Annotated in this window: 23 protein-coding genes and 1 pseudogene; 8 read left to right on the top strand and 16 right to left on the bottom strand. The window is 66.2% G+C overall.

Translation table 11 applies throughout. From position 1 onward, the window contains the following. The first annotated feature begins 40 nt into the window (after window positions 1–40). Entirely contained in the window at window positions 41–1225 is a 1185-nt protein-coding gene (locus tag DB31_RS23285) for a cytochrome P450 (RefSeq protein WP_044191297.1), read from the top strand. 12 nt (window positions 1226–1237) lie between these two features. Here the strand turns inward: DB31_RS23285 and DB31_RS23280 are convergent, their stop codons facing one another. After that, complete coding sequence (locus DB31_RS23280) at window positions 1238–2755, bottom strand: carotenoid oxygenase family protein (protein WP_044191295.1); 1518 nt, start codon at window positions 2753–2755, stop codon at window positions 1238–1240. A gap of 347 nt (window positions 2756–3102) precedes the next feature. Between DB31_RS23280 and DB31_RS45075 the strand changes: the two genes are divergently transcribed. Both DB31_RS45075 and DB31_RS23270 read left to right on the top strand, forming a co-directional pair. Continuing rightward, the gene (locus tag DB31_RS45075; protein WP_052420170.1) at window positions 3103–4119 is read left to right on the top strand and encodes a DUF5011 domain-containing protein; all 1017 of its coding nucleotides are present in this window, start codon (window positions 3103–3105) and stop codon (window positions 4117–4119) included. Window positions 4120–4482: 363 nt separating this feature from the next. Next, window positions 4483–6426, top strand: a complete 1944-nt coding sequence (locus DB31_RS23270) for a heparinase II/III family protein (protein ID WP_044191292.1) — start codon at window positions 4483–4485, stop codon at window positions 6424–6426. Window positions 6427–6471: 45 nt separating this feature from the next. Here DB31_RS23270 and DB31_RS23265 read toward each other — a convergent pair whose 3' ends face one another. The 5 genes from DB31_RS23265 to DB31_RS23245 all read right to left on the bottom strand — a co-directional run bounded on the left by DB31_RS23265 (window position 6472) and on the right by DB31_RS23245 (window position 10239). Then, entirely contained in the window at window positions 6472–7140 is a 669-nt protein-coding gene (locus tag DB31_RS23265) for a thrombospondin type 3 repeat-containing protein (RefSeq protein WP_044191290.1), read from the bottom strand. 170 nt (window positions 7141–7310) lie between these two features. Then, window positions 7311–7850, bottom strand: a complete 540-nt coding sequence (locus DB31_RS23260) for a tetratricopeptide repeat protein (protein ID WP_052420169.1) — start codon at window positions 7848–7850, stop codon at window positions 7311–7313. Next, window positions 7847–8308, bottom strand: coding sequence for a hypothetical protein (locus DB31_RS23255; protein WP_044191287.1), 462 nt, complete (start codon window positions 8306–8308; stop codon window positions 7847–7849). Before DB31_RS23255 ends, DB31_RS23260 begins: the two co-directional genes overlap by 4 nt. Before the next feature lie 489 nt (window positions 8309–8797). Then, a complete protein-coding gene (locus DB31_RS49685) occupies window positions 8798–9394 on the bottom strand; it encodes a hypothetical protein (protein WP_044191286.1) in 597 nt (198 codons plus the stop codon). A 194-nt stretch (window positions 9395–9588) separates the two neighbouring features. Beyond that, window positions 9589–10239 carry a TetR/AcrR family transcriptional regulator gene (locus DB31_RS23245; RefSeq protein WP_044191283.1) on the bottom strand — a complete coding sequence of 217 codons (651 nt, stop codon included), beginning with the start codon at window positions 10237–10239 and terminating at the stop codon, window positions 9589–9591. 75 nt (window positions 10240–10314) lie between these two features. Here DB31_RS23245 and DB31_RS23240 point away from each other — a divergent pair, with 75 nt between their 5' ends. The 3 genes from DB31_RS23240 (at window position 10315) to DB31_RS23235 (ending at window position 12971) form a co-directional block, all read left to right on the top strand. After that, window positions 10315–11544 carry a serine hydrolase domain-containing protein gene (locus DB31_RS23240; RefSeq protein ID WP_052420168.1) on the top strand — a complete coding sequence of 410 codons (1230 nt, stop codon included), beginning with the start codon at window positions 10315–10317 and terminating at the stop codon, window positions 11542–11544. After that, on the top strand, window positions 11545–11697 hold the full coding sequence (locus tag DB31_RS49025) for an antibiotic biosynthesis monooxygenase (protein WP_157232114.1): 153 nt from the start codon (window positions 11545–11547) through the stop codon (window positions 11695–11697). It abuts the gene before it with no gap. 680 nt (window positions 11698–12377) lie between these two features. Next, window positions 12378–12971, top strand: coding sequence for a lanthionine synthetase LanC family protein (locus tag DB31_RS23235; RefSeq protein ID WP_044191282.1), 594 nt, complete (start codon window positions 12378–12380; stop codon window positions 12969–12971). Window positions 12972–12985: 14 nt separating this feature from the next. Here the strand turns inward: DB31_RS23235 and DB31_RS23230 are convergent, their stop codons facing one another. The 4 genes and pseudogenes from DB31_RS23230 to DB31_RS23220 form a co-directional block, all read right to left on the bottom strand. Continuing rightward, window positions 12986–15064 (bottom strand): hypothetical protein, encoded by a 2079-nt coding sequence (locus tag DB31_RS23230; protein ID WP_157232113.1) that lies wholly within the window; start codon window positions 15062–15064, stop codon window positions 12986–12988. Window positions 15065–15409: 345 nt separating this feature from the next. Then, window positions 15410–16402 carry a transposase gene (locus DB31_RS50010; RefSeq protein WP_276203642.1) on the bottom strand — a complete coding sequence of 331 codons (993 nt, stop codon included), beginning with the start codon at window positions 16400–16402 and terminating at the stop codon, window positions 15410–15412. Between the two features lie 90 nt (window positions 16403–16492). Continuing rightward, window positions 16493–16606: pseudogene (locus tag DB31_RS51290) on the bottom strand (transposase zinc-binding domain-containing protein); the annotation flags it as partial. A 488-nt stretch (window positions 16607–17094) separates the two neighbouring features. Then, a complete protein-coding gene (locus DB31_RS23220; protein WP_044191280.1) occupies window positions 17095–17496 on the bottom strand; it encodes a VOC family protein in 402 nt (133 codons plus the stop codon). A gap of 70 nt (window positions 17497–17566) precedes the next feature. Here DB31_RS23220 and DB31_RS23215 point away from each other — a divergent pair, with 70 nt between their 5' ends. Next, entirely contained in the window at window positions 17567–18292 is a 726-nt protein-coding gene (locus DB31_RS23215; protein ID WP_240486837.1) for a helix-turn-helix transcriptional regulator, read from the top strand. Window positions 18293–18481: 189 nt separating this feature from the next. Here DB31_RS23215 and DB31_RS23210 read toward each other — a convergent pair whose 3' ends face one another. The 6 genes from DB31_RS23210 to DB31_RS23185 form a co-directional block, all read right to left on the bottom strand. After that, the gene (locus tag DB31_RS23210; RefSeq protein WP_157232112.1) at window positions 18482–19237 is read right to left on the bottom strand and encodes a hypothetical protein; all 756 of its coding nucleotides are present in this window, start codon (window positions 19235–19237) and stop codon (window positions 18482–18484) included. Window positions 19238–19474: 237 nt separating this feature from the next. Continuing rightward, window positions 19475–20221 carry a hypothetical protein gene (locus DB31_RS23205; protein ID WP_044191275.1) on the bottom strand — a complete coding sequence of 249 codons (747 nt, stop codon included), beginning with the start codon at window positions 20219–20221 and terminating at the stop codon, window positions 19475–19477. A 1070-nt stretch (window positions 20222–21291) separates the two neighbouring features. Further along, complete coding sequence (locus tag DB31_RS23195; protein ID WP_044191271.1) at window positions 21292–22428, bottom strand: serine/threonine protein kinase; 1137 nt, start codon at window positions 22426–22428, stop codon at window positions 21292–21294. A gap of 164 nt (window positions 22429–22592) precedes the next feature. After that, a complete protein-coding gene (locus tag DB31_RS51650) occupies window positions 22593–22961 on the bottom strand; it encodes a hypothetical protein (RefSeq protein ID WP_420806718.1) in 369 nt (122 codons plus the stop codon). Window positions 22962–23217: 256 nt separating this feature from the next. Continuing rightward, window positions 23218–24345: a serine/threonine protein kinase gene (locus DB31_RS51645; RefSeq protein ID WP_420806717.1), complete on the bottom strand. Its 1128-nt coding sequence runs from the start codon at window positions 24343–24345 to the stop codon at window positions 23218–23220. Beyond that, window positions 24342–25175 carry a DUF2381 family protein gene (locus tag DB31_RS23185; RefSeq protein ID WP_338034311.1) on the bottom strand — a complete coding sequence of 278 codons (834 nt, stop codon included), beginning with the start codon at window positions 25173–25175 and terminating at the stop codon, window positions 24342–24344. Before DB31_RS23185 ends, DB31_RS51645 begins: the two co-directional genes overlap by 4 nt. A gap of 618 nt (window positions 25176–25793) precedes the next feature. Here DB31_RS23185 and DB31_RS50005 point away from each other — a divergent pair. Next, a complete protein-coding gene (locus DB31_RS50005) occupies window positions 25794–26024 on the top strand; it encodes a hypothetical protein (protein ID WP_240486836.1) in 231 nt (76 codons plus the stop codon).

Raw genomic sequence — 26024 nt, 5'->3', positions numbered from 1 at the left:
GTTCGCTGCGGCTGTGGCAGCCCCTGTGCTTGGAGAGCCCATGATCGCCGTCTTTGACGTCGCCGCGCCTCACGTCCTGCGCAACCCCTACGCGGTGTTCTCGGAGATGCGCCGAGCGTCCGCCGTGTGCAAGCTGATGCCCACGGGCTTCTTGAGCGTGGGCCGCTACCAGGACGTGCTGAGTCTGCTCCAGAACTCCAAGCACTTCTCGAACACGGGCTATACGGCCAGCATCCCGCCCGAGCTTCGGAGCCCGGGCAGCGCCTCGGCCTCCATCGTGCAGATGGATCCGCCCCGGCACGGCAAGCTGCGCGGCCTGGTGACGAAGGCGTTTACTCCGCGCACCATCGCCCAGCTGGAGCCGCGCATCCGGCAGATCTCCCACGAGCTGGTGGAGGCCGTGGCCGGTCAGCGTGAGTGCGAGCTGGTGCAGGACATCACCGTCCCTCTGCCGATGATCGTCATCGCCGAGCTGCTCGGGGTGGGGCCCGAGCGCCGCCGGGACTTCAAGCGCTGGTCAGACGACTCCGTGAGCTCGCTGTCGTTGATCAAGGCGGGCAACGTGGCCCAGGTGAAGAAATCGGCTCAGGAGTTCGCCCACTACTTCAGTGGGGAGATCGAGCTGCGGCGCCGCGAGCCGAAGGAGGATCTCATCTCGCTGCTGATGCAGGCGGAGGTGGAGGGCGCCCAGCTGACGTCGGAGGAGGTGCTGAGGTTCATCAATACGCTGCTGATTGCCGGCAACGAGACCACGACGAGCCTCATCGGCAACACCCTGGTGACGCTGACGAACCATCCCGAGGTCTTCGAGGAGGTGAGGGCGAACCCCTCGCTCATTCCGCAGTTGGTGGAGGAGGTGCTGCGCTACGAAAGCCCGGCCCAGTGCATCTTCCGGCAGACGACCACGGACCTGGAGGTGGGCGGCGAGCACCTTCCCCAGGGGAGCATCGTGTTGCCGCTGCTGGCATCGGCCAACCGGGACGAGAGCCGGTTCCCGGATCCGGACCGCTTCGACATCCACCGGGACACCCAGGGACACCTGGCCTTCGGCAAGGACATCCACTTCTGCCTCGGGGCGCCGCTGGCCCGGCTGGAGGCGAAGGTCATGCTGGAGGTGATGCTGTCGCGCTGGAAGGGCCTCCAGCGGGTGGAGCCGGAGGTGGCCTGGACGTCCTCGTTCTTCATCCGCTCGCCCGAGCGCCTGCGGCTGCTCGCCCGGGCGTAACCGCTGGATGCGCTACCGCGCGCGGTGCTTCGCGAGGTCCTCCTCGGACACCCACGTGGCGTGCGTACCGCTGGAGATCCGGTGCGGCAGCCGGATGCGCGCGATGGGGCCGCGGGCGATCTCCCCCGCGTCGAAGACCTGGCACTCGCTGCTGTCGTTGCCCAGGTCGCTCACGAAGGTCACCACGTAACCGTCGGCCTCGCCGCGTGCTCCCGTGCGCGGGGCGATGGGGGACTCGCTGGCGAAGACGCCCTCCGGGAAGCGGTACGACTGCTTCGTCCCGCGCTCCACGTCGTACGCCACCAGGCCGTTGAAGAGGAAGTGCCCCGGCTCGCCCGTCATCGCGATCACCTTGCGGTGCTTCCTTCCGCCCAGGCGGTTGTCGATGGTCGGGAACTCGGTCACCTCATCATCGAGGAACGCTTCCTTCGTCTGTCCCGTGGACAGGTTGAACCGCCAGCGGTGGAGCCGCGTCTGCAGCTCGCGCATGTCCAGGCTCTTGCGGAACGCATCGATCGCCGTCTCGCCCTCGAGCCGCTTCGGAATCGGCGCACCCTGGTGGTAGCCCTCGAGGATGATCTCGTCGCCCTCCTCGTACGCGTTGGAGAAGTGCAGCACGTAGGTGGGCGACGCCTCGAACCAGCGCACGGAGCCGGTGCCATCGCGGCGCACGATCCCGAAGCGTGAACCCAGCTCCGGGCGGTACACGGGGCGGTGCTGGTTCTTCGCGAGCCGCTCCGGGTCCCACATCATCGGGAAGTCATTGAGGATGGCGTAGTTTTCGGTGAACGCCATGTCGTGCGGAAGGCGCGGGCCCGGCAGGGGCACCGGCACGTAGCGGGCGAGCTTCCCCTCCGCGTTGATCACCCCGAAGTGCATGAACGGCGCTTCCTTCGAGTAGTTGAAGAACAGCAGCTCGCCGGTTTGCTCGTCCACCTTCGGATGCGCGGACACAGTCGCGCCCTTCGGGAACACCCCGCGCACGCCCGGGTTCCCTTGCGTCTGCTCGCTCCAGTGCACCGTGCCGCGCGTCTCGAGCGTGTACGGATCGAGCCGGTACGCATCTCCGCACTGATAGAAGGTGGTGAGCGCTTCGCCCCGGTGAACGAGGATGTCCGTGGACGAGGCATCCTTCATCCGCGTCCGGGCGCCCCAGCCATCGCGCTGCGAGGCCTCGGGGGACTCGAGGATTCCGGCCCACAGCGCGCCGCCGGCTTCGAGCTCGGCGAGCAGCCCTGCGGTCTTCACGAAGCGATTGCGGTACTCCGCGCGGCCCTCCTGGAAGCGGAGGGCGTGCACCATCCCGTCGCCGTCGAACGGGTGATAGCGGCCGGTGATGGCCTCAAAGAGAGGGTTCTCCGTGTTGCGCAGGTAGAGGCCTGCGAGATCACGCGGAATCTCCCCCGCAATCACATCCAGGTCGGTGGCATCGACTTCCACCGTGTTCGGCGTCCAGGCACCGGTGCGATACGGATGGAAGTCCGAGTCACCAAGCTTCGACTCGTACCGGCGGACAACGGAAACCTTCAAGGCAGCCTCCCTGGGGACCTGCGGCGCGATGGGGTGGGCGCAGGGCACACCTGACGGACGCGAGCGTAGCCAGCGTGTACTCCCTCTGGCCAGGGGGGGGACGTGCCTGTGTCTTCTAAAAACTTACCGGCTTTCCCTCTCATTCACGTCTTCCACGGAACGCGGCTTGGCGCTAGCTTCGCGGCCCGACGGTCACCACGGGAGGTACAACAATGCAAATGCTTGGAAAAGTAGTCCTCGGGATGGTCTCTCTGCTGGGAACCTCGGCTCTGGCCAGTCTCCCTGTCGTCGGCGCCGCTCAAACAGCACGGGGAGGCTGTGGTTATTCAATCAAGGTCCTCGAAGACGTGGACCCGATCCCATACCCCCGGCCCTTCTACAGAATCACTGTCGAGAGTTCCGTCCTCGCGCCCACCTGCACGGTGCAGCCTAAGTCCCTCGAACTGACGACCTCGAGGGCCCTGCCGCAGGTCGCGATCCAAGCCAGCGCTGACGGCATCGTGGCGGCGTATACCTATGGAGAGTTCGTCCGGTTCATGGGGGACATTACGCGCGTCAGCGTCCGGAACCTCGACCCGAACACCCTGGGGACCCTGAGGGGAGCAGGGTTGTCGTCCGCGATCGTCCCACCAAACGGTGCGGCCGGGTATCCTGGCGCCGTCTTGCTGGACGCGCTCACCATCCAGGGCCCTTACGTCGAGGTGAGTGGCACCTTCACCGGCAACGCGCTCACGGAGGATCCCGCGACCATCCCCTGGCCGTACCCGATCTGGCAGGGGAATAACTTCGTCGCCAGCTATGCCAACTTCTTCACCACGACGACGCCGCCCATCCTCGGCGCGCAGGCCTGTGCGTCGCTGCCTCCGGTGCTCACGGTCAACGGCGGCTCGCCGCTGACACTGGAGTGCGTCAAGGGAGGGACGTACAGCGATCCGGGCGCTCAGGCTGTGGATGGGTGCGGCAACCCGCTGGTGGTGCATGCGTACAACACGGGCACGGACTCCTCCGGGCCGGGCCCTCTGCTGAGCTACGAGGGCTCGTACCCGGTCTCGTACTCCACGTGGAACCATGCGGGGTCTGTGGACGTCACCCGCACGGTGATCGTGGATGACACGACGGCGCCCTCGCTGACGCTCCTCGGCTCCGCGTCCATCGTGCACACGTGCAACACCCCGTGGACAGATCCGGGCGTGACGGCGACCGATGCGTGCTCCGGAAACATCACGCCGTGGGTGTCGCGCACGGGCGAAGTGAATGCCTGGGCCGTCGGCGTGTACACGTTGACCTACAACGTGACGGACGGTGGCGGCAACAGCGCCACGCCCGTGACGCGCACCGTCCAGGTCGTCAACTGCCCCTGGTAGTGCTCAGGGCTCCTCCTCGGGCTTCACGGCGTGGACCGTGACGCCCGAGCCGTCCCGGGCATTCCAGCCCATGTCCACCCAGAGGTCGTCCGCGAACTTCGAGCAGGAGCTGGCGGCCATCCGAGGTCAGCCACGCCGAGGACGCGGCCTCCTTCTCTCCCCGGGCCCGCAAAGCACTTCGGGTGTGGCGGAGCCGCCGCACGTCACGAGCCTCTAGCAGTTTCCGCGCCAGCCACCCGGACGGGTAGGGCGTTCGTTCTTGGACCCCCACCCGCCCTGCCATGCGATTGGCGCCCCACCGTCAGGCAGCTAGTTGGGGCGCGCCACAAGGGCAACACACGGTGGATGAAACGGAGAAGAGGCATGGTCTGGCGGTCCGTCGTCGCTCTGGTGGGAGCGAGCGTGCTCCTGTCTTCCCTGCCCGGGTGCACGGAGAATCCCGGCAAGGACAGGTTCGCGGCCTACTTCTGCGAAGAGCAGGAGCCCGAGCACTCGGAGCGGGGTGAGTGCGACGGGGGGGAGTGCGTCGTGGAAGGCCACCGATGGGGCAAGGAGATTGCCTATATCGAGCTGGATGAGGGTGACCTCGAGAGCGCCGACCTCATCATGGAAGACACGTGGCCCGTGCCCCGCTACGAGCCGGTGAAGCTGCCCCACTCCCTCACCTGGCGGGAGGACCCCTACGGGGAGAAGTACTGGCAGTTCGTCTTCTACGGGCTGCGGCCCACCGCCCACCTCTTGTGGGCCTACCGCGAGACGGGGCTGCGCAAGTACCGCGACAAGCTCATGCAGGTGCTCGAGAGTTATTCGCAGCACGGTCCCTCCTCGCCCTACGGCTGGGACAAGCACGGCACGGCCTTCCGCGCCATGGTGCTCGTCAACACCTACTGGAAGCTCAAGCACGCCAACGCGCTCTCTCACCAGGAGGCGCGCCTGCTCGAGGACATGATTCGCTCGGACGCGGTCTTCCTCGCCAAACCGAGGAACTTCGAGGACAGCTACAACCACGGTTTCGCCCAGGCGGCCGGGCTGCTCTTGGTGGCGGAGAACTTCCCAGGCTGGCCCGAGTCACCCGGCTGGCGCGAGCTGGTCCTCTCGCGCTACGCCGACTTGCTCGACCTGGTCATCGCGCCTGACGGCTTCATCGTCGAGAACTCGGTCTACTACCACTTCTACGTCATGGCCCAGGTGTGGATGCTCGCGGGCTGGGCCAAGAAGTACGACGTGAAGCTGCCGGGGAACCTCTGGGCCGCCGTCGATCGCATGGTGTACGTGGGCGCGCGCATCATCCAGCCCGATGGGAACATCCCCATGCTCGGTGCCAGCCAAGCGCGCCAGGTGCGCCGCTTCCTGCCCCCGCTCTTCTACGGGCTGGCGGAGAAGTACCCCGAGTTCCGCCACACGCTGAGCGCCGGCATGTGTGGCACCGCACCCACCGACCGGCTGTCCACGTACTGGAGCGGCGGCCTCGCCATCCTGCGCTCGGACTTCGGAGGCCAGAAGGAGTACCTGGCGCAGACACACGTCACCTTCGACGCGGGCCCCTTCCGCACCGACCACAGTCAACTGGACGCGCTGAACCTCGTCCTCTTCGCAGCCGGCCGCACGCTGCTGACGGACTCGGGGATGTTCACGGAAGATCCAGGGCCGGAGAAGGACTACTACCAGGGCACGCGCGCCCACAACACGGTGGTGGTGGACGGCAAGGACCAGGCCCTCGGGGACGCCGTGCTGGGCACCAGCATCACCGGGGACGGGTGGCTCTACCAGTCGGGCCACCACACGCTCTACGAGGGCGTGATGCACTGGCGCAGCCTCTTCCTGCTGGAGAAGGACGTGGTGCTGGTGCTCGACCGCCTCACGGCCGATACGCCTCACCAGTACGAGCAGCGCTGGCACCTGCCGCCCGACCTCATGCCCACGCTGGAGGGCACCACGGCGCGGGTGGAAAACGAGGAGGGACAGCGGTTGCTGCGCATCGTCCAAGCCAACCCGCGGGGGCTGTCCGTCTCCACGGTGCGGGGCGGCAAGGAGCCGGTGGATGGCTGGTACAGCACCAACTACGGCAAGCAGAGGGAGGCGACGGTGCTGCTCTATCAGCGGCAGGGGGGCGAGACGGACTACGCCACCCTCTTTGCCGCTGGCGAGTACGCCACCCAGCACGCGCGTGTCTCCTCTTCCGGCAGCGGGAGCGTGTACGAGGTGCAGGCCTGCGCCGCCGGCCACGCCTGGCGCATCCGGGTGGACGGCGTCGGCCAGAGCCAGGAGAGCGTCAGCGTGGAGCGCAGCGACGCCTCCTGTCAGTGACACTCCCCAGGAGCTCTCTGCTTGAGCAGGAGCGAACGCGCGCCCCTACAAGCGCGGGTAGGGGCACATGTCCTGGTCTGAGCTGGTGGTGATGGGGTAGTACCCCTGAGCCATCAGCTCCTGAACACGCTCCGCCACACGGTTCTGGCAGGTGCTCTCGCTGTGGAAGCCGCAGTGGACGCTGGACACCTCGCGCCGCGCGTAACGATCCGGGAGGTGGAGGCAGCTGATGTCCTGGTACACGTCCGCCGTGTAGATCTCCACATCGACGCCGCTGATGCTCATGTCCGGGTCGAAGTGGCACAGCATCATGGTGGGGGCCTTGTAGACGAAGTAGCCGGGATCGGTCTCGCAGGCGTCGCCCCGGCCATCCCCGTCACAGTCGGACTGGTCGGGGTTGGCATCCCTGGGGCAGTTGTCCTGTGGGAAGGGGACGCCGTCCGCATCCACATCGCCGTCGATACACCGGCCCAGATCTCCGCAGGTGGACGGCTCTCCGGGGACCAGATCGCACATCAAGTCACAGGACACGGTGGGACTGCACACGGTCGAGCACCGCGGGTTGGCGTACAAGGACGCCTCCTGGGAGGCCAGCTCCTCGCTCGACCCAAGAGCTTCCTCCAGGTCCGTGGGCCCACAGCCCGCGAGCAGCCCCCAGCTCATCGCCGCCAGCACCACCGTCCGAAATGCCCTGTTTCTCTCTTGTCCCTTCACGGAGTCCTCCTGTGACGCGGTTGCCGCTCAAGTGCGGAGCCTGCGTCATGACAGCTCATACCAGGAGTTGTAGGGTTTTTACTGTTAATCCTGGTTTGACTGTTGGCTGCCCATCAGGGCAGGAGAGAGGCTCTGGGCCTGTCCTGAGTACAACCGGCTCTCAGAGTCATTCAGCATGGTTCCGGCGGTAAGAGGCCCTCCTGAATGGCCCGAGCCCGAGCGGACTGCGAAGACAGAGTGATCCGAGCCGATTCTGGAAATACACGCAGGGCCTCACCGCTCAAGGCGAGTGCCCGTTGCAACTTGCCCTGCTCGACCAGCGCGTCGATGAGACCGCTCCAGGCATCTTCCAGCAGACGCAGGGACTTCCCCGCGGCTTCCTCCAGCAGTGGCTCCATTTCCTGCGGCCTGTCCCGGATGAGGTTCAGGAAATAGCCCAACTCCAACAGAGCGGGGGCGCTCCGTTCTGAGAGCTCTACCGCTTGTTTCAGCACGGTCTCCGCCTCGGTAAAGGTGTCCTCACCTGCGGCCGGCTCGGCCAACTGCAGACACCGTCCCAGTTCCAGCAGATTGGGGACGAACGCGGGTGCTTCGGCAGCGAGTTCGCGGTGAAGCCGTAGGCGCTCAAGCGCACCTGGCTTGCCTCCTGCTGCCTCGCGTGCAGAGCGCAGCCGCGCCAGCAACTCCTCGGGTTTCACGGGCGGGCTCACGGGATCTTCTCCATCAGCCGTGGGCTCTCCTCAATGAGCTTTTTAGCCATTTTGAGCTGGGCCTCCGTGGCGATGCTATAGTCTCGCTGCTCCAGGAAGGTCCGGATCTCGTACAACGTGAAGTCCTTGAGCACCGAGGGAAAGTTGGCCACCCGTTGGAGACGTGCAGGGATCTCTCCCAGTTTCGTGTTGAGCAGTTGAATGCGCACCAGGAGCGCCGTGGCTGAGGCTTGCGACATCAGCCCGCCCCTGAGCGACTCTTGGATGAGCACCTGAGCCTCGGCGAACTGCCCGCGCGCGATGAGGACCAGGATGCGGGGGCTAACGGAGTCCCCACCTCCACCACCGTCATCCACCGGGATGGCGCTCTCCTGTCGGACCTCTCGTGAGGCTTCAGCGCAGTTCCCCAGCAGGGACAGGACCACGAGCCAGATGGCCGCGAGCATCCTCGGGAGCATGGGCCCTCCTCATCTATCCATCGAGGTGGCTGAGACTGGGACTGCCGGGGCCCGCTGTCGAGTTATCGGACACTGCCGAGGAGGAAGATGTGCTGGCACTGCACGTCGCGGGCGTAGCCAGGAAACAGCGCGGGCAGGGGAGCGTCGGACATGAGGGCAGCCTCCGGTAACCCGGGGGAAAGAGGCCCCGCGTCCCGGGCTTCCGGAACGCGAGGCCGTGACTCACGGACGGAACATCAGGACGGCTGCCCCAAGCAGCCAACCCCTTGAAGCGACAGGCGTGAGTCTTCGCCGGACACGACTGGGACAGTCCACGATCGTGGACTGGGCCCGTCGCGCTCCCCGCTTCTGCGCCGCCGTTCCAAAAGTCTCACTGGTGAGACTTGGCCGCCTGCCGGTTCCCGGCGGTGGGGGCGGTTCGAAACGGCTGTCCGGTTTCGCGTATAGGGGGCTCCGCAGCGAGCTTGCGGCGTGAGGCCCTGGGCGCCGTCAGTCCTCGAGGAATCCGTAGACCAAGCAGGCGAGATAACTGCTGATCACGGACTTCTTGAACTTCACCGTGTAGTCCCGCTGCCACGTCCAGAACTCAACATCGTAATAATCGCTGTCGTCGGACGCGGCCTTGAGCGAGCGGATCACGACCCAATGCTCAAAGGCGGGATCCGTGTTCTTCGGCACGTGTGCCACATCGACTGCGGTCCCTTTCGTCCAGGCACTGGTCTTTCGGATGCCGGCCAGGATGTAGGGGGTGTTCGCGTTGCCGAGCGCCGCCTGCACGCGCACCCAAGTGCGGAGGAACGTCTGGTTCGTGTCCATGGCCAGCGCGAGCTTCGTCTTGATGACGCTGTTCATGAGGTACACGAGTGCCTCTTTGGTGAGCGCGAAGTGCCCGAGCCTCTCCCAGTTGGCGATGTTGAACGTATTGGAGAACTCGCGTTGCCCCCGGATGATCTCGGTCCCGGTTTGCCTCTGTGTGATGAGCGAGTCCCTGAACTTGTCCTCCTGGCACTGGAGGATGTGCCCGGAGAACTGCGTGTTCGCGTCGAGCGAGGCGATCAGGTAATGCCCCATCATGAAGTCGAGCATCACATCCTGACTGGGTTCGCATCGGGGCTGCTTTCGGGAAGAGGCAGCACGTCCACCTCCGTCCAGCGCAGCCGTTGCCGCAGAGAGTGCGCCTGGTACGCCTGCTCGCTCCGGATCGATAGAGGAAGGACAAGGTGCACGCGCCGCACACTCCCGCTGAGCCCCATGACGGGGCACTCAGCGTGCAGCCCTCTTCAACGTCTTCGTGGCGACGTGGCCTGCTGGGCCACGCTGTCCCAGGCCCGCATCGCGATCTCCCCGAGCGCGAGGAGCTCGGCCTGGCTCGCGCCATCCAGCGCCTGCACCGACATGCCCTGGAGGAGGGCACCGAAATACCGGGCGAGCGCCGCCGCGTCCGTCCCGGCCGGCAGCTCTCCCCGGGCGATGCCCTGCTCGATGCGGGCCCGGAGCGCCGCCAGTGTACCGGCTCTCAGGGAGGCGACATGCTCGGCGACGGGCTGGTTCTCCTCCGCGCACGTCAGGACCGCAGTCGAGATCATGCATCCCGGAGGGTGCTTAGGGCTGGAGAACTCCCTGGCGGCCTCCTGCAGGAGCCGCTCCACCCCGGCGCGGGCGGTAGGCGCCTCGGTGAGCGCGCGAGGTTGCGAGCCGCCTTGCCGGGCTCGGTAGTGCTCCAAGACCCGGCGGTAGAGCTCGGCCTTGGACCCGAACGCGGCATAGAGGCTGGGCGCGGTGATGCCCATCGCCTCGGTGAGATCGGCGATCGACGCGCCCTCGTACCCTAGCCGCCAGAACACCTCCAGGGCTTGGTCGAGCGCCCTTGAGCTGTCGAAGCTGCGGGGGCGCCCGCGCGGACGCCGTTCTGTGGAGGAAGTGGTTTTCATAGCGTTCGCTATTGAAATGAGGTGGTGGGTTCCTTATTTGTGTAGCGGTCACTCAATAAACAGGAGTATCACCCTATGTATTCTGCCATCGCCATCGCCCTGATGGCCGTCAGCGTCGCTCAAGCCCCAGCCCCCTCCACTCCCCCCGCTCCCCCGGGCTTCTCCGAGGAACGTGCCCTCGCGGCGCGGCTGGACTTGAGCATCGACCAGGCGATCGCCGAGAAGCGCATTGTCGGCGCCGTCGTCCTCGTCGCGAAGGACGGTAAGATCGTCTACCGGCGCGCCGCGGGCCTGGCCGATCGCGAGGCGGGGCGGCCCATGCGGGAGAATGAGGTGTTCCGCCTGGCGTCCATGAGCAAGCCCATCGTGGCCGTGACGGCGCTGGCGCTGGCGGAGCAGCACAAGCTGGCGCTGGACGAGCCCATCAAGAAGTGGCTTCCCACCTTCCGGCCGAAGCTGGCGGATGGCCGCGAGCCCGTCATCACCGTGCGCCACCTGCTGACCCATACCGCGGGCCTGACGTACAGCTTCCGGGAGCCGGAGCAGGGGCCGTATCACCGGGCCGGGGTCTCGACGGGCCTGGATGGGTCCGAGGTGTCCCTGGAGGAGAACCTTCGCCGGATCGCCTCGGTGCCGCTGTCCTCCGAGCCTGGGAAGCAGTGGGGCTACTCCATGGCGACGGATGTCCTGGGCGCGGTCATCGCCCGAGCCGGAGGCGCGCCCCTGCCTCGGGTGGTCGAGCGGCTCGTCACCGGACCGCTGGGCATGAAGGACACGGGCTTCAGCGTGAAGGACGCGAGCAGGCTCGCGACGCCCTACGCGGACGGGAAGCCGGAGCCGGTTCGCATGGGCAAGGATCAGGTGGTGCCCTACTACGGCGCTGGCGTCCATTTCGCCCCCGGGCGGGCCTTGAACCCGCGCGCCTTCCCGTCCGGAGGGGCGGGCATGGTGGGAACGGCGGGTGACTTCCTGAAGTTCCTGGAGACGCTGCGGACGGGCGGGGCGCCGGTCCTGCCTGCGGCCACCGTCGAGCAGCTGGGCTCCGCCCAGGTGGGCCCGGAGGCTCAGACGCAGGGGCCTGGCTGGGGCTTCGGCTTCATCGGGGCGGTGCTCGTCGACCCGGCGCAGACGCGGAGCCCGCAGTCGGCGGGGACCTGGCAGTGGGGCGGAGCCTACGGCCACAACTGGTTCGTGGATCCCCAGCGCCGCCTGACGGTCGTGGCGCTCACCAACACGGCGTTCGAAGGCATGTCGGGAGCTTTCACCGTCTCCGTGCGCGACGCGGTCTACGGCACCGGCAACTGAGTGCGGGTGGCGCGAGCATTGGCATCCGCCGCTGCGACCGAGCCGGGAACGTTGCGCTACCAGTGGTTCGTCACGCAGAGGCCCGGTCATTATTCGATAATTGAGGAGTACGTCGACGCTGACGCGGCCGAAACGCACTACCGACCGAGTTGAATCGCTCTCGCCAGAAGTTCCAAGCGGCGGGTTCGATTGCCGCCGCTCCCAAGTTGAGCAACCCGCCGCTTTCAAGGCGCCGCCCTCTGAGAAGGGAGCTGCGACTGCATTTTCGGGACCAAATCCGGTTTTTGGGGACCAAAAAAGGACCAAACTGGAGACGGAAACGAAATGAGCAAGACGCGTATAGGCGGGATAGAGGCCATGTGGAGGGTGAGGGCTGGAGAGGAGGTGCAGAGGAGTGCCGCTGACGGGGGCCGCCCGAGCAGTGGGCCAAGCGGGTGGAGAAGCCGCGCAGCCCCTTGGAGTACACGCCGGCCCTGGCCGCCCTCCCATGAGGTGGGCGGCAGGGGCTTGGCTCTCTTGGCCCTGGCGGCTTGAGCCTCAACACCCCGCGGCTTGAGGGGGCTCGCGCGCCGGGGCCCGCCTCACACCTGCCGTGGGCAGGCCCCGGTGCTCCAGAATCGCTCGCACTCCTCCTGCCTTGTTCACGTACGCCAGCACTCGCCGTCTGCCTCCACACCTCACGCAGGCGAACCCGTCCTCTTCAGCAACTCGGCCCAGTCTCCTCGCGGCGTCTTCTCCTTCATCGGCTCCGTGCTGGCCGTTGCCTGGGGCGCCTCGCTTCTCTCCTCCCCTCCCGCTTGGGGGAGTCGATGTTCCCCGAGGCGATTGGGGGAATGGCCCACGGCGCGACGGGGATTGGCTGGTGCCTGGCGCGCCTGAGCCTGAGCGCGGCGGGGACGGCGGAGGACCGGCAGCGGTGGCGGGAGCTGGCGGACGCGGCGTTCGCCTTCGAGGAGTCGTTGTACCGGCCGGAACTGGGCGACTGGAAGGACGTGCGCGTGGGCAGCTCGGTGGACTCCGTCGCGGCCTGGTGTCACGGCAGCACGGGGATTGGACTGGTAGCGGGCGATCTCCACGTGCGCACGAAGGGCGAGGGGTATTTGGACGTGCTGCGGCGGGCCACCGCGGCGAGCACGCGCGAGGGCTTCGGCTGGAGCCACACGCTGTGCCATGGCGACCTGGGCACGTGGGCGCTGTTGGACACGGCGCGGCGCATCGACCCGGAGGGCTACCGGGGGCCGGACCGGGCGTGGATGGACGCGGAGTTGATTTCGAGCCTGGAGGAGCGCGGCCCGGTGGGCGGACTGGCGCGGGAGGCGTTCTCGCCCGGGCTGATGCCGGGACTCACGGGCGTCATCCACCTGCTCCTGCGCATGCACCCGGAGCAGCGGCTCGCATCACCGCTGCTGCTGAGCCGACACGGGTAGAGGCTCGACGTCCCTCAGATGCTTTTGACTTCCTCCTTCTCCTTGAGCACCTCCATGAGGTCCTCGAAGTTGATCGGAGCCGTCTTGGGCACGGAGGGCGGGGGAGGCGGGGGGGGCGGGGGCAGGAGGTTCTGGTCCTTCAGGTAGCCTTCCAGTTGCCTGATGCTGCCAGTCTTCACGTCCTTCCCACCCCTGAGGTTCTTCCGTCCCTTCTCGAAGGAAACCGGATTGTCCTGGCGATCGATGTAGCGGTAGTCGGTCGAAGAGCTTTCAACGAGTCGATCCGGGTTGTGGGGATCCTGGGGGATGGCGAGGGCATTATCCACAAAGCCCGCGATCTTCTCGGGAGGCTGTTCGGCGATGAAGCGCAGAAAGTCCCTCGGTTCGAACTTGAGGCGCTCCGCCAGTTGGACGATCGCGGGACCCACGTTCTTGTGCTCCGGGCCGCTGAGGTCCGCCAGTTCCCGGGCCGCCTCGGGGCGGACGCCGCCTCCCTCCAGAAAGGACGTGGAGTTGTCCTCGGCGAGCTTCTCTTCCTTGGCCTCCTTGATCGCCTCGACGATGGCGCCTCCGATGAACCCGCCCACCGTTAGCAGTCCCGCGGCGATCTGTCCCACCACGGGAATGGACACGATGGCGGACGCGCCCGAGAGGACTCCGCCCGCCCCGGCGATCAGCGAAGTGATGCCCTTGCCATAGTCCCCCTCCGCGAAGCTATTGCCGGCGGTGATGAAGTCCGCCACTCCGCCCACGATTCCGGCGACCCCTCCCACCTTGTCGAAGGCCTTGGCGACTGACGCATACTTCGCGGGATTGGAGGAGGAGGCGGACAACACCCCCGTGACCAGTGAGGCGCCGTCCGCGCCGATCTGCAGTCCCTCGGACGTGGTCTTGATGACCGCATCCACATCTCCATCTCGCAGGCCCGAGCTGAAGCTGGCGATGGTGGCGGCCAGACCCAAGCCCTTGAAGAGGTCCCGTGTGACTTCGGTATTGCCTCCCGGCACATCGATCTTCGCCTGGGTGATGGTCTCCTTGTACGCATCCAATGCCCCGGGCTTGTTCTGGTGGATGTCCTTGAGGTTGTCGCCAAGCTTCGTGGCGTCCGCATCGGAGAGGCCCAGATAAGGACCCGCCTTCTTCAAACCGTCGAAGAGCTTCTGGGCCTCGCCCGCATTGTCCTTGGACAACGACAGCAGACGCTGGCTGACGGACTTGACGATGGCGGTATCCGCTCCTTGAACGGCTTGGCGTGCGGTGGCCAGCAAGGCCAACTTCTCGCTCTTCTCGGCACTCTCCTCGTTCGTCCCCAGGGCTTCCACGGCGTCGGCGATGGCGTCCTGACCCTTCTCCGTGTTGGCGAGCCGAGGCAGGAGTTCCTTGGCGGTCGCCACCTCCGAGTCAAAATCGTCTCTGTAGGCTTCGGGCACCGCGTCCCGGTTCTTTGGGGACTCGTTGATCGCGGTGATGAGCTTGTCCGCGGTCTCTTCGGCTCTCTTGTAGATCTCGGCGTTGTGTGGGGTTTCCTTGAACGCCTTGATGGCCTTGTCTTGTTCCTCCTTGGACAGGGCGGGACCAAAGCCCGCGACGAGCTTGGCCAGTTCCTTGTCCGCTTTCTCGGCGGCCTTGGAGGCGTTCTCGAAATCGTTTCGGGGATTGATGATCAACTCGTCTACGCCGGCGGCATGGAGCCGCATCATCCTCTCGGTACTGGTGTCCCGTCCCCGTGCGGTCACGCCGAGATCGGGGACGTCCATCGTGCTCGGGTCCGCACCGTAGAACTCGGGCGACGCGCTCGCGGGAGCGGCCGGTGACGTGCGAGCACGCGACTCGAAAACATCCTTCAGGGCGGCGGCTGCGGTCTGTGCCTTGGGTGTGGTCCTGGTGGGAGTGATGGGCTTCTGTTCCACGGCGAAGGCACGAAGGGCGGCCGGTGACGTGCGAGCACGCGACTCGAAAACATCCTTCAGGGCGGCGGCGGCGGTCTGTGCCTTGGGTGTGGTCCTGGTGGGAGTGATGGGCTTCTGTTCCACGGCGGAGGCACGAGGGGGAACAGGCATTGCGGAGGGCTGCTTCGATTTGATGGATGTCATTGATTTATTCTCGGATGTCTTGGTGGAGTGGTGGCGACGATGAATGGGTTACGCGGCCCGATTTTTTTGGGTTACACGCATCCCTCTCACTACGAAGCCTAGAGCCCAGAGCACGCCAGAGGTGTCTCAGGGCCAGTACCGGTCCAAGACGTTGTCTCGATTTGTAAGAACAAATGAAGGGTGGGCCTGACCCAATGACATGTCAGTGGACCCACCTCGGTTCGCGTTTCGCACCTTGTGAGAAGCCAGGAAGGAGCAAAGGCCCCTGCAAGCCGCGCCAGTGTGCGGCGAGGGGCTCGGTCAGGAAGACGACCGCCTCTTCATTCAAGCCGCTTCGTTACAGCTTCAGGGCTGAACGGAAGTCGGTGCCGGGTCCGGCTTCTTCACGGGCACGTAGCACTTGCCCTGCAACTCGGCCGTGCCTCGGGAACAGGGCGCGGTCTTCGCGTGGGGAATCCAGCATCCGCCCCGGACTTCCTCTTCCCGGCCCTCGACGCACGGCGGCTTGCTCTGCTCCTTGAATGGCTTCTCGGGCATGGGATACGCAATTCCCTCGGGAAAAGGGCCCTGCCGATCCGCGAAGTCTCCTCGCGGCGTCTTCTCCTTCATCGGCTCCGTGCTGGCCGCTGCCTGGGGCGCCTCGCTCCTCTCCTCCCCTCCCGCTCGGGGGACCAGAAATGGCCGCAGTTGCGCGCCTGGAGCCAAGACGCCGTGGAACCTCGTGAGGTTTGCCCGTGGCGGAGGTACCAGGGACGCTACACGCCGTAACAGTCCCAGCCCGGTGAAGAGCAGGTGCGTGGTGCCGTCCGGCAGCGGGCGCTTCATGCGGTAGGCGATGCGGCCATCCTCCATTCGCGACAGGCGCTCCAGCGCCAGCGCGCCACGCGCTCCATAGCGGCACAGCCGCTCCAGCCCCTGCCTGTCGTTGGCATGGAGGTGAGTATTGGCATGCAGGGAGAAGCCTTCCAGCAAGGCGCACCGGGGCTGCTTGCTGGGAGGGAGCCGGCGGTCCACCTCCGTCCAGCGCAGCCGTTGCTGCAGGGAGTGCGCCTGGTACGCCTGCAGCGCATCCTCGGGTCCTTGCGCGGGCAGGGCCCCTCTTTTCTCCAGCAGGCGCACCACCCTCAGCAGCCTCTCCACCTCACCTTGCGTGGGCGGCGGCAACGGCTCGAAGCGCACGCTGCCCTCCCGCGGCACGAAGACGCCATCCGGCACCAGCGAGTGGAAGTGCGGCGTTACCTGCAAGGCGGAGCCGAAGAACTGGATGAAAGAGACGGCTCCGACCTGCCCAGCGCGCAGACCCTGTCGCCGTGCCCTCCGGCGCTGCAGGGCGAACACCGCGCGCAGGAAGACGGTGAGGACGTCCGAAAGCAGTCCCACGTTCTTGAGCAGCACCCACCGGACCCGGTGCGGAAAGGACAGCGTCCACTGCCGGTAGGGCACGTGCGGCAGCACCTGCTCCACCAGGTGCACCGCCGTCACATGCGCCCGCTTCGCGTTGCAGGACGGGCACACCCCTCGGCCCTTGCACGAGAAGGCGACGAAGCAGCTCGTCCTTGCAACTCTCGCAGCGCACCCGCGCGAAGCCGTGCGCCAGCACTCCGCATTCCAGGTACCTGGCGAAGTCTCGCTCCACGTACCGGGGCAGGCCTCGCCCTACCTCGCTGGCTTCCGCCAGCAATCTGGCCAGGTTCTCCCGCACCGCCTCGTACAGCACCGTCCCCTCCGGCTGCCTTCGCCGGTACGCCCACACGTGCGTTCCCACCTACCCCTCCCCAGCCACACCTCGCCAGGGCACACGCTACCGTTCGCCTCCCACGGGGCCCCCGTGGAGCCCCTGCCTGCTTGTGGGATCGGGGCCTATGAGAGCAGGCTACAGCAGACCCGCGCTGGAGGCGGCGGGTTCGATTCCCGCCGCCTCCACTCAGGATGTCCTTTCTCTCTGAGGGGGAACCAGGGTGCAGAGGGGCCGAGGAGGGCCGCTCATGGGGCCGCCCGAGTGATGCTCCCGGGTGGTGGACAGACCGCGCCTATCGAGCGAATTTCGCGATCGCTTCCTTCGTAACCGGCGTGAAGAAGTTCACCAGGGTGCCATCGGGATCGCGGAACAGCAGCGATCTGTTGCCCCACGGCATGGTGGTGGGCTTTTGCACCAGGGAACCGCCGATGACGTCCGCCAGTATTCGGAACGATTCGTCGACGTCGTCGACGCGGAACTCGATGATGGCGGTGTGGTTGTCGGCAGGCCGGGCGACGTTGCCGCCGAACAGATGGAGCGTGCGCGTGCTGCCGATCGCGAGGGTGCAGGCCGAGGTGATCAGCTCCGCGAAATCCTCGGTATACCGGGTCGTCGGCAGGCCAGTGATTCGCTCGTAGAAGCGGACCAGGCGGTCGATGTCGGCGGTGATCAGGCGGATTGAGACGAAGTTCATGCGTGTCCTCCTTCGGGGGGCGGCCACTGCTGTGACCGTGGCCCGCTTGTAGCGAAGGGCTGTTGCCAGCATGCTGTCAGCAGGAAACCGCCCCATGCGCCGCGCCGATCGTCTGTTCCAGATCATCCAGATTCTCCGGCGCTCCGGCAGCCCGGTGACGGCTGGCGCTCTGGCCGCGGAGCTGGAGGTGTCGAAGCGCTCCGTCTATCGCGACGTCGCGGACCTCATCGGACAGCGGGTGCCGATCCGCGGCGAGGCGGGGTTGGGCTACGTACTTGAGCGCGACTTCGACATGCCGCCGTTGATGCTCACGCCCGCTGAGCTCGAGGCCGCGGTGCTCGGCGCGCAGTGGGTCGCCGAGCGAAGCGACGCCGAGCTCGCGAGCGCGGCGCGAGACCTCGTGGCCAAGATCGCCGCGGTCGTGCCGGAACGGCTGCGCCCGTTCATCGCCGAGCCGACCATCGGCGCCCCGCCGCCCATGAGCGCCGCCGTGGATGGGCTGGACATGGCCCGCACCCGCGCGTGGATCCGCAGCGGGCGGAAGATCCACATCCGCTATCGGGACGACCATGGCCGGGAGAGCGAGCGGACGATCTGGCCCGTCGTCATCGGCTATGCCGAGACGGTGCGGCTGCTCGCCGCCTGGTGCGAGCTTCGATCGACCTTCCGGCACTTTCGAACCGACCGCATCCTCGCCGCCGAGTTCCTCGACGAGCCTCACGGAGTGCCTCAAAGCAACCTGCGGGCGCGCTGGCGGCGCCATTTCGAGGCCGAGCGCGGCGTCCGCTTGCCCTAGCCCGCGCGACACACGCCACGCCGACCCATTTTTCTGAGGCCCGAAGGGGCGGGCCCAAGCCGTGGTGAGAAGCTCGCAGATTCACGGCGAGAGGAGTTCCCAGAACTGGAAGCCGCAGTTTCGATTACCGCCGCTTCCATAGAGGAGCGGGTCAGGACCTCGATGAACTGTGTACCAGAGGGCCTCGCGTCACGAAGCCGTGGCCTCCAAGTCGACGGATCCGCCTGGAATGGGTTCACCCGTGCGGTGTAGTACGAGCACAACATCTGGCTCATGCGCGGCGGCGAGCGCGGTCTGATAGCGAGCATGCAGCGAGTCGTAGCCGGCCTTCTTGGCGCGGCGAGCAAACGCGAAAGCCGCCCCTGCCAGCAGCACGGCAACGCCTCCGCCCATGACACCGGCAGTGCCTCGAATCACACCGGACAAGATGGCAGTTCCCAGAGCTCCCAGCCCCAAGAAGAGCGCCCGGTGTTGGTCCTTTCCGAGTTGGCGATAGCGCACGTTCTCCTCTTCGCTCAAGGCCGTCTCTGCTTCCCTGTGAGCGAGCCGCTCGAGCAGTTCTGGGTCTGTCCGGTTCAGATGAACCTGCACCCGATACCAGGAAGGCTCCACATGGAATCGGTCCGCAGCAAAAGTGATCTGCGGGCGTGGGTTTCGGAAATCCTCACACCCGCCGACGAGCGCAGTGCCCGAGCCGAGGTTCAGCCCGAACTCTCGACCCATCGTCTCGAATCGCTGTGCAGGAGGTGGCACGTACGGCTCATCCACGTGGATTCTCAACAGGTATGTTCCGTCCGCGTGTGTTTGTATTGGAAGAACCTCGCCGCGCTCCGCGCTCGCAGCCAGATCCTTGTCCCCAATCGGACGTGCCGATGGGGCAAGTCCCGCATCCCAGATGCCCACACAGGCGATATCCGTCCCTGCACTGATGAGATGCTGAGCCATGTAGGCGTTTTATCCCAAGAGTAGGGACGCTCAGGCTGCTGGCTCCAGCATTTCCTCTCTCCGGACGACACTTTTATGTCGAGGAAGATGTGCTGGCACTGCACGCTGCGGGCGTAGCCGGGAAACAGCGCGGGCAGGAACGCGTCGGACATGAGGGCAGCCTCAGGTAGCCCGGGGAGAAGGAGGCCCCGCGTCCCGAGCTTCTGGAACGCGGGGCCATGACTCACGGACGGAACATCAGGACGGCTGCACCGGCGCCTTCTCTCCGGTGCTCACCGGAGGCAGCTCGGCGGAGAGCGCTTCAACGAGCTGGAGGATCTGCTCCAGGGGGATGCCCTGGATGTCGAGCACTGCCTTGCCCTTCTGGTTGCGCAGCTTGACCTTCAACTGGGTGCCCTTGCCCTTGGGGAAGCGCTGTGCCACCGCCGCGGAGTACTGCTCGGCCAGCGCCACCTTCTCCGGCGGCAGGGGCTTGGTGGAGGTGGGCCGGCGCTTGCGCTGCAGGGCCCGGCGCATCTGGTCCACGCTGCACGCGCCGAACGGCTGCACCGCCACGTTCCCGTGCTCGTCCGGCACCTCGATGGGGGTGGGGCCCGGCTCCTCGTGGTTGAGCTCCAGCCCGGTGGCCTCCGCGTAGGTGAGCAGCACCGACAGGCACGTGACGCCGAAGCGCCGCGCCACCGGCTCGCTGAAGCTCTCCGCCACCGCCCCGTACATCTTCAGCGACGCCACGGACAGGTCCGCCAACTCCTTGCGGAAGTACTCCGTCGAGTCCTTGTAGCCGGCCGCCTCCGCCAGCTTCTTCTCGACGATGTGGTTGTAGATCTCCCCCATGCGGTGGTGGTTGGAGTTCTCCTGGGCGAACAGTTGGCGCAGCTCGGAGCCCAGCTGCTCCAGGGTGATGTCGTCCGGGATGGCGCGGTGGACGAAGGGGGCCTCGGGAACGGCGCGGGTGGCTTCCTTGCTCTTGAACAGAGTGAACATGAGAGGGGTTCTCCTGGGAGACGCACCCTGCGTCCCCGGCCGCTTGACGTTGCGGTTGCAGGGCCCTAGAGCACGCGGAGTGCCACGGCCTGAGTCCGAGTAAAAACAGGCGCTTGTGATGAGCCACCCCCGAAGACAGTCCACGATCGTGGACGATTCGTCTACGTTGGGAGACTGTCGTAGAAAAGCGCTGGAAGGCCGAGGGGTTACGGGCAAGGGGCATGAGGCGCGAGGCAGCCACAAGCGGCCAACCCCTTGAATCGACAGGCGTGAGTCTTCGCCGCACACGACTGGGACAGTCCACGATCGTGGACTGGGCCCGTCGCGCTCCCCGCTGATGCGCCGCTGTTCCAAAAGTCTCACTGGTGAGACTTGGCCGCATGCCGGTTCCCGGTGGTGGGGACTGTTCCAAAAGTCTCACTGGTGAGACTTGGCCGCATGCGCGATTCCAGCAATGTGGGGCTGTTCGAGAGAGCTGACCGGTGAGTCCTGGCCACCTGGGGTTTTCCCTGGGCCGCCTCCAGTCATCAGGGCTCACCGATGAGCCCGGGCCTCCCGCTCCCGCGCCTAGCTCGCCGATAACGGAGGCTTGAGGGACTTGAGCTCCACCAACGCCACGTACCTGAAGGGGGCGGCTGTACGAGGCGGAGGTGCCGCTGAACAGGGTGCTGCAGGTGGGGAGACGGAGGTGCGCTTCGATCCGCGGTGGCGGGCGGCGGAGTCGGCGTGCTTCCACGGGAGGGTGGGCCCGGATCCGGCGGTGCGGCAGCTGGTGGAACAGGTGGAGCGGGTGGCGTCGGCAAACGTGCTGGTGACGGTGCTGATGGGAATTCGCGGGATGGAGGCGGCGGGAATCGAACCCGCTCCGGACGGTGCGAAACTCCCAGCGGAATCGCGCCCTTACCTCGCAACCGCCCGGAACGACTTGGAATCGAGATCCCGCCGCATCCCCTGTAGTCCCGCCCCGTTCCAGCCCATTCCGCGCTCTCACGCGACATAGACGCAACATGGCGGGGCGCTGCTACGACCCAACCGGCCCCAGGGCAGCGGGGACCGGCACCGGGGGGCGCTCAGGCCGACGCGCTGTCGTCCGTGCGCTGCAACTCCAAGTCGACCATGACCGCGCCCGCGTCCGCCTTCAGCTTCTTCAGCTCGGCGGCAGCTTGAGACTTGCCAAAGTCCACCTGTGAGAGCCAGCCGCGCAGCTCGGTCGCCAGCTCTCCCGCCGACTGATAGCGCGCTGCCGCGTCGTGCTGAAGGAGCCTGCTCAGCGGCACGCGCAGGTTCTCGGGGAGCTTCGCTGTAACCGCGTCAATGTCGCCCTGCGTATAGGTCGCCGCGCGCCAAATCGTCTGCTCGATCGTCGGCTCACACCCGGCCAGTTTGGCGCGCTTGATCGCGCGCTTCACGCGGGCGAGCTGCTTCTTCGAGAGTGCCGCCTTTGCCGCGTCGGAGACACCCATATCGGTATCGAGCAGGCTCCTCCCTGTGGACATTTCGAGCATGACGAGCCCGAGCGCGAAGAGATCCGAGCGTGCATCCACCTTGCCGCCTAGCAGCATTTCCGGCGACGCGAAGTAGCTATCTCCCTGCGGGCGGCGGACGGTGGAGGCGACGCGGCCCGGCAGTGTGGAGAGTGCGAGCCCGAAGTCGGAGACCTGAACGCGACCCTCCCAGTCGACGAAGATGTGCCCCAAGTCGATCGCCCGGTGGACGATACCGAGCGGGTTCCCCTTGTCGTCCGTTGTATTGTGCGCATGCTCAAGGGCACTCGCGACTGCCGCGCCAACGTACAGCGTGAAGAAGGGCGAGAACCATCGGTCTAGTTCGGTCGCGAGTCCCATCAGGTCGTCAAGATCCTGCCCGGCCGGATGGTCGGTGATCACGTACCAAGCCGATTCGGTCTTGTGCAGATCGTGAACACGGAGGATGCCCGGGTGCTGAAGGTACGTCGCGAGACGCACTTGCTCTTCGAGCTTCGCCCGTGCCTTGTCGAAGCGCCGCCCTTCCTGAGCCCCGCCGCGCGGACTCCCGACCGCCTTGAGCAGCACCTTCCCGCGAGGGTGCCCTTCCGGCGTGCGACGCCGCGCGAGAAAGAGGCTCAGGCCGTGATGCGCCTCGCCCAAGTCCGCGCGGAACTCGTAAGAAAACCCGCCCTTGGAGAACAGAATCGCCCCCTTGGGAAGCCTGAACTCGATTGCTGACATGCTCGATCCTCCTCTCGATCGCGCGGGCACCATGCCAGCGCGAGACAAGCTTACTTACCCACTAGATGGGGCCGGTTTGAACGCCCTGCTAGGTCGGATAGCGTCCCGCTCAAAACCGGCCGATTTTGACCGCCTACCCGCTAGGTCAACCTGCGGGGGTACTCTCAAGGCCACCAGTCGACCGCGAGTCCAGCGTCGCCATTCGCGGTTCTACCGGCACCGTCTTTCAACTCGTCGGCGGTCGTGTCGACGACAAAGCAGACGGGCAGTTCGTCTTGACGCGGCAGCTTCACGCGCTCGTACTTCACGATGATTCGACCCGGGTGACCGCTCGCCGTCTTCTCGGGCACGACGTACACCTTCCCCCCGAGAAAGCGTGTTCCTGGAGGGGCTGCCTTCTGCCCGCGCGCGTACTCCGGAACAACCCCGACGACCGTGTCACCCGGGCGCAACCAAAGGTTCTCCTCCACCCCGTGCCGGTCGTCGATCAGAAGACTCAAGCGATCGCCGTCGTTCCAGTGAAGCTCGCGCATCGCACGCTGAGCGCCTTCGGGGCAGGTAAACGGATCGGGCTTGACGGGAACCCCGGTGCACCCGAGAGCGAAGGCAGCGGCTAGCGACAGCCCCTTGCATACGTCCGCGCTTGGGGGAGCCTTTTGCCCGCGCTCGCGCGAGCTGCGTGCTTGCTTCGGGGCTTCGGGTGGCTGTGTCTTCACTGTTGCACCTTCCTTTTGTTCTGGGGCGAGGGCCGGACCTGTGACCACCACAGGCGCGGGGGCAGGTGACATATCAGGGGCAGGTGTGACGGGCGGCAGGCGCGGCGCTTGGGAGCGTCTGCGCACTGGGGAGCATCCAGAGAGCCACGACAGCAGCGAGCACGACAGCAGCAACCGCGCCTGCCGCGAGCACCTTCCCCAAGCGGCGAACGTCGGCAACCACCCTGCCGCCCAACGCACGCAGCTTGCTCCATCGGCCCGGTTTCTGACCGACCGGCTGGGGCTGCCGCTGCTCTGACGGGGGATGCGCGGGCGCTTGGTAGTCAGCTCCCGGATCTGCCTCAAGCTCGGCCAGCTCGCGCCGAAGTGCCTCGGTATCGACGGGTCGCAGGTTGGGATCGCGCGAAAGGATGCTCTCGACTAGGTCGCTGAGCGCTTCGGGAACGCGAGCATTCAGATCTCTCGCGGGTGCAGGCGGGTCGAAGGGGTTGTTCAGAGTCTCCCGCGCGCGCGCTTCTGTCGGTCGCGGATCCGTCAGCAGCTCGTAGAGCATCGCGCCGACTGCGAAGATCTCGTCGGCCACCTGGAAGGCGTACCGTGCCCGGTGCTCGTCTCTGTGCTCGCGCAGGAACTTGAACTGCTCGGGCGCGCGGAACCGATCCGTTCCGGGAGGCAATCCGCTCTCGGTCAGGTCCGCCGCTTGCGTGTAGGTCGCGCAGCTAAAGTCGATGATGATCGGCTTGCCGTCGCTCTTCCGGATCACCACGTTAGCGAGCTTCAAGTCTCGGTGAAGGATGCCCCGGCTGTGCATGTAGAGCAGGGCCTCGGCGATCTTCACAAAGACGCTCAAGATTTCGTGAAAGGTGGGGTGCTTGCGCTCTTTCCACTCGCCGAGCGTCCAGCCGTCCACATACTCAAGGGCAAGGTAGAAATTGCCCGCTTCCGCGTACCCATGGCCACAAAGCTCGACGATGTTCGGATGGTCCAGCATCGAAAGAACCGTCAATTCGCGCTTCAATCGAGCGTGTGTCTGTTTGTCGTCCCCGCTGGCGTCACGGTGCCGCGCCACCTTGATCGCCCGACGCTGCCCATTCTTCTCGGCGAGGTAGACGACAGCAAAACCGCCGTCGCCGAGTTCCTTCAGGACGTGCCAGCCGTCGATAACGGCGCCCCACGGCAGCCGGATAAGGCGCGCGATCATGGCTTTCCCTCCATCGGAAGTGTCACACGGGGAATCACGAAGCTGCGATTGTCATCCCCGAGCACTTCCAGGACGACGACAGGCCCAACGCTCGGGGCCGCTCGGTCGAGAACGGCGAGCACGCGCACGCGATCCCCCGGAGCAACCGGGCCTTTGGCGTCCGTCACAAGGCGCGCGTGCAGATTCTCTCCCGCCTTGTCCTTGAGCACCACGTCGCGCGGCGTCCACGGTGACCGACCGGACAGGTTGCGGATCCACACCTCCACTATCGCCCACCCATTGCCGCGATAGGAGACACCGGGTTCCGACGAAAAGCCCCGCTCGCTGTCCGCAACCTTCGGGACGACGACTGTCGGGATGCCGCGCGCGTTTACGAAGCCCTTCAGCACGAAGTCTTCGGGTCGGGGGGCGGCGCGCTGCATTTCGGCCGGACAGGGGCCGGTCGGCAGCTCGGGGCGTTGCACGTCGATCCGCGTGTCGACTTCTGCGGGGTCCATGACGAGCGCAAACGCGGCCCGAGCGGGCGCCTGCCCGTCGGCGAAGAAGACCCCGAGTTCGTGCCGCTCCTCGAGCCGGTAGTCGGGCACAGCTTGGACGATGATCGAGCGCGTGCCTGTGTCCAGCACCCGGATCCGCGACTCGTCAACCGTCAGCGTCTTCCGCTGGATGTCGGCAGGAAACCAAAGCAGCGTGATCGCGTCCGGCGCGACGTGGATCTCGGGCAGAGGCTCGTCGGCTTTGCCGACGACTGCGACAGGCCGCTCTCGCTTCGCACGACTGCTCAAAGGCGTCTCTCCTCGTGCCGCAGCTCCCCACACGACCGCGAGCACAAGGGCCAATCTAGCAGGTTGGCTCAAATGAAGGTGACCTCCTGAATTGGGCGAACGGTAGCAGGTTCTGCGAGCGCGCAGGGGCACCGCAGACCAGATCAGGAAGCCCCACCCGGGCTGTTAGCTTCGGTCACGACTTGACTGCGAGACGCTTTCTCGACCGCGGCTCAGCGGTAGACCTTACCCCCCAGAGAAACGCGCCCCTAACGAGCCGCACGCTGTAAGCCGCGACGTGCCCAGTCGGCAGGAGATACGCGACGAGCAGCTCGTTCTCCATCCTCTCGGGCGCCCCTTCACCCAGTCGGGATCCAGCGTGCGGCCCGCGCCGACCGCGATCGCCCGGCAGTTGCCCTCGCGGCCAGGCCGAACGTGCATCCCCGGCCGGTGAGAGTGCCCGACGGCGACCGTGAGCCCGGGAACTCCCCACTCGTCGGCGACCTTCGCGGCGTGATGCTTAGGAAGCACCTTCGCGATCTGATGCCCGTGCATTAGCCGCAGGTTTCCTCGCTTGAGCGGCTGAGCACCAGCATCCGCGAGAACGGCAAGCGGTCGATCGTAGCGTCCCTTCGGGCGCATGGCACGGGGAAGAACCTAACCGCGTTCTCGCGGATGCTCTTCGTGAACCCGCCCGCCGACGGCGCCGCGTGGGAACAGGCGATCGGGCGGTGTCACCGTCAAGGGCAACTCGCCGACGAGGTCGAGGTCGAGGTCGAGGTCGAGCTGTATCAGCACACCGACGAGCTGATCGAAGCCTTCCGCAAGGCTCGAGACTTCGCGCGCTTCATTGAGCAGACCGAAGGCACGCCGCAAAAGCTTTGCTTCGCGAGTTACGACTGGCCCGCGCTCTAG

It is taken from the genome of Hyalangium minutum (genome assembly GCF_000737315.1).
In the GTDB taxonomy this organism is placed as follows: domain Bacteria; phylum Myxococcota; class Myxococcia; order Myxococcales; family Myxococcaceae; genus Hyalangium; species Hyalangium minutum.
The sequence above is the reverse complement of the archived record's forward strand: the minus strand, read 5'-3'. Positions and strand labels throughout refer to the sequence as shown.

What these genes read in the sequence shown, in the direction of transcription:
- DB31_RS23195 (WP_044191271.1), bottom strand. Translation starts at nt 22,428, where the DNA reads ATGTCAGCAATCGAGTTCAGGCTTCCCAAGGGGGCGATTCTGTTCTCC.
- DB31_RS23205 (WP_044191275.1), bottom strand. Translation starts at nt 20,221, where the DNA reads ATGTTCACTCTGTTCAAGAGCAAGGAAGCCACCCGCGCCGTTCCCGAG.
- DB31_RS23230 (WP_157232113.1), bottom strand. Translation starts at nt 15,064, where the DNA reads ATGACATCCATCAAATCGAAGCAGCCCTCCGCAATGCCTGTTCCCCCT.
- DB31_RS23240 (WP_052420168.1), top strand. Translation starts at nt 10,315, where the DNA reads ATGTATTCTGCCATCGCCATCGCCCTGATGGCCGTCAGCGTCGCTCAA.
- DB31_RS51650 (WP_420806718.1), bottom strand. Translation starts at nt 22,961, where the DNA reads ATGCGCGAGCTTCACTGGAACGACGGCGATCGCTTGAGTCTTCTGATC.
- DB31_RS23220 (WP_044191280.1), bottom strand. Translation starts at nt 17,496, where the DNA reads ATGAACTTCGTCTCAATCCGCCTGATCACCGCCGACATCGACCGCCTG.
- DB31_RS23270 (WP_044191292.1), top strand. Translation starts at nt 4,483, where the DNA reads ATGGTCTGGCGGTCCGTCGTCGCTCTGGTGGGAGCGAGCGTGCTCCTG.
- DB31_RS23235 (WP_044191282.1), top strand. Translation starts at nt 12,378, where the DNA reads ATGGCCCACGGCGCGACGGGGATTGGCTGGTGCCTGGCGCGCCTGAGC.
- DB31_RS23210 (WP_157232112.1), bottom strand. Translation starts at nt 19,237, where the DNA reads ATGGCTCAGCATCTCATCAGTGCAGGGACGGATATCGCCTGTGTGGGC.
- DB31_RS23215 (WP_240486837.1), top strand. Translation starts at nt 17,567, where the DNA reads ATGCTGTCAGCAGGAAACCGCCCCATGCGCCGCGCCGATCGTCTGTTC.
- DB31_RS23255 (WP_044191287.1), bottom strand. Translation starts at nt 8,308, where the DNA reads ATGCTCCCGAGGATGCTCGCGGCCATCTGGCTCGTGGTCCTGTCCCTG.
- DB31_RS49685 (WP_044191286.1), bottom strand. Translation starts at nt 9,394, where the DNA reads ATGCTCGACTTCATGATGGGGCATTACCTGATCGCCTCGCTCGACGCG.
- DB31_RS23285 (WP_044191297.1), top strand. Translation starts at nt 41, where the DNA reads ATGATCGCCGTCTTTGACGTCGCCGCGCCTCACGTCCTGCGCAACCCC.
- DB31_RS23245 (WP_044191283.1), bottom strand. Translation starts at nt 10,239, where the DNA reads ATGAAAACCACTTCCTCCACAGAACGGCGTCCGCGCGGGCGCCCCCGC.
- DB31_RS51645 (WP_420806717.1), bottom strand. Translation starts at nt 24,345, where the DNA reads ATGATCGCGCGCCTTATCCGGCTGCCGTGGGGCGCCGTTATCGACGGC.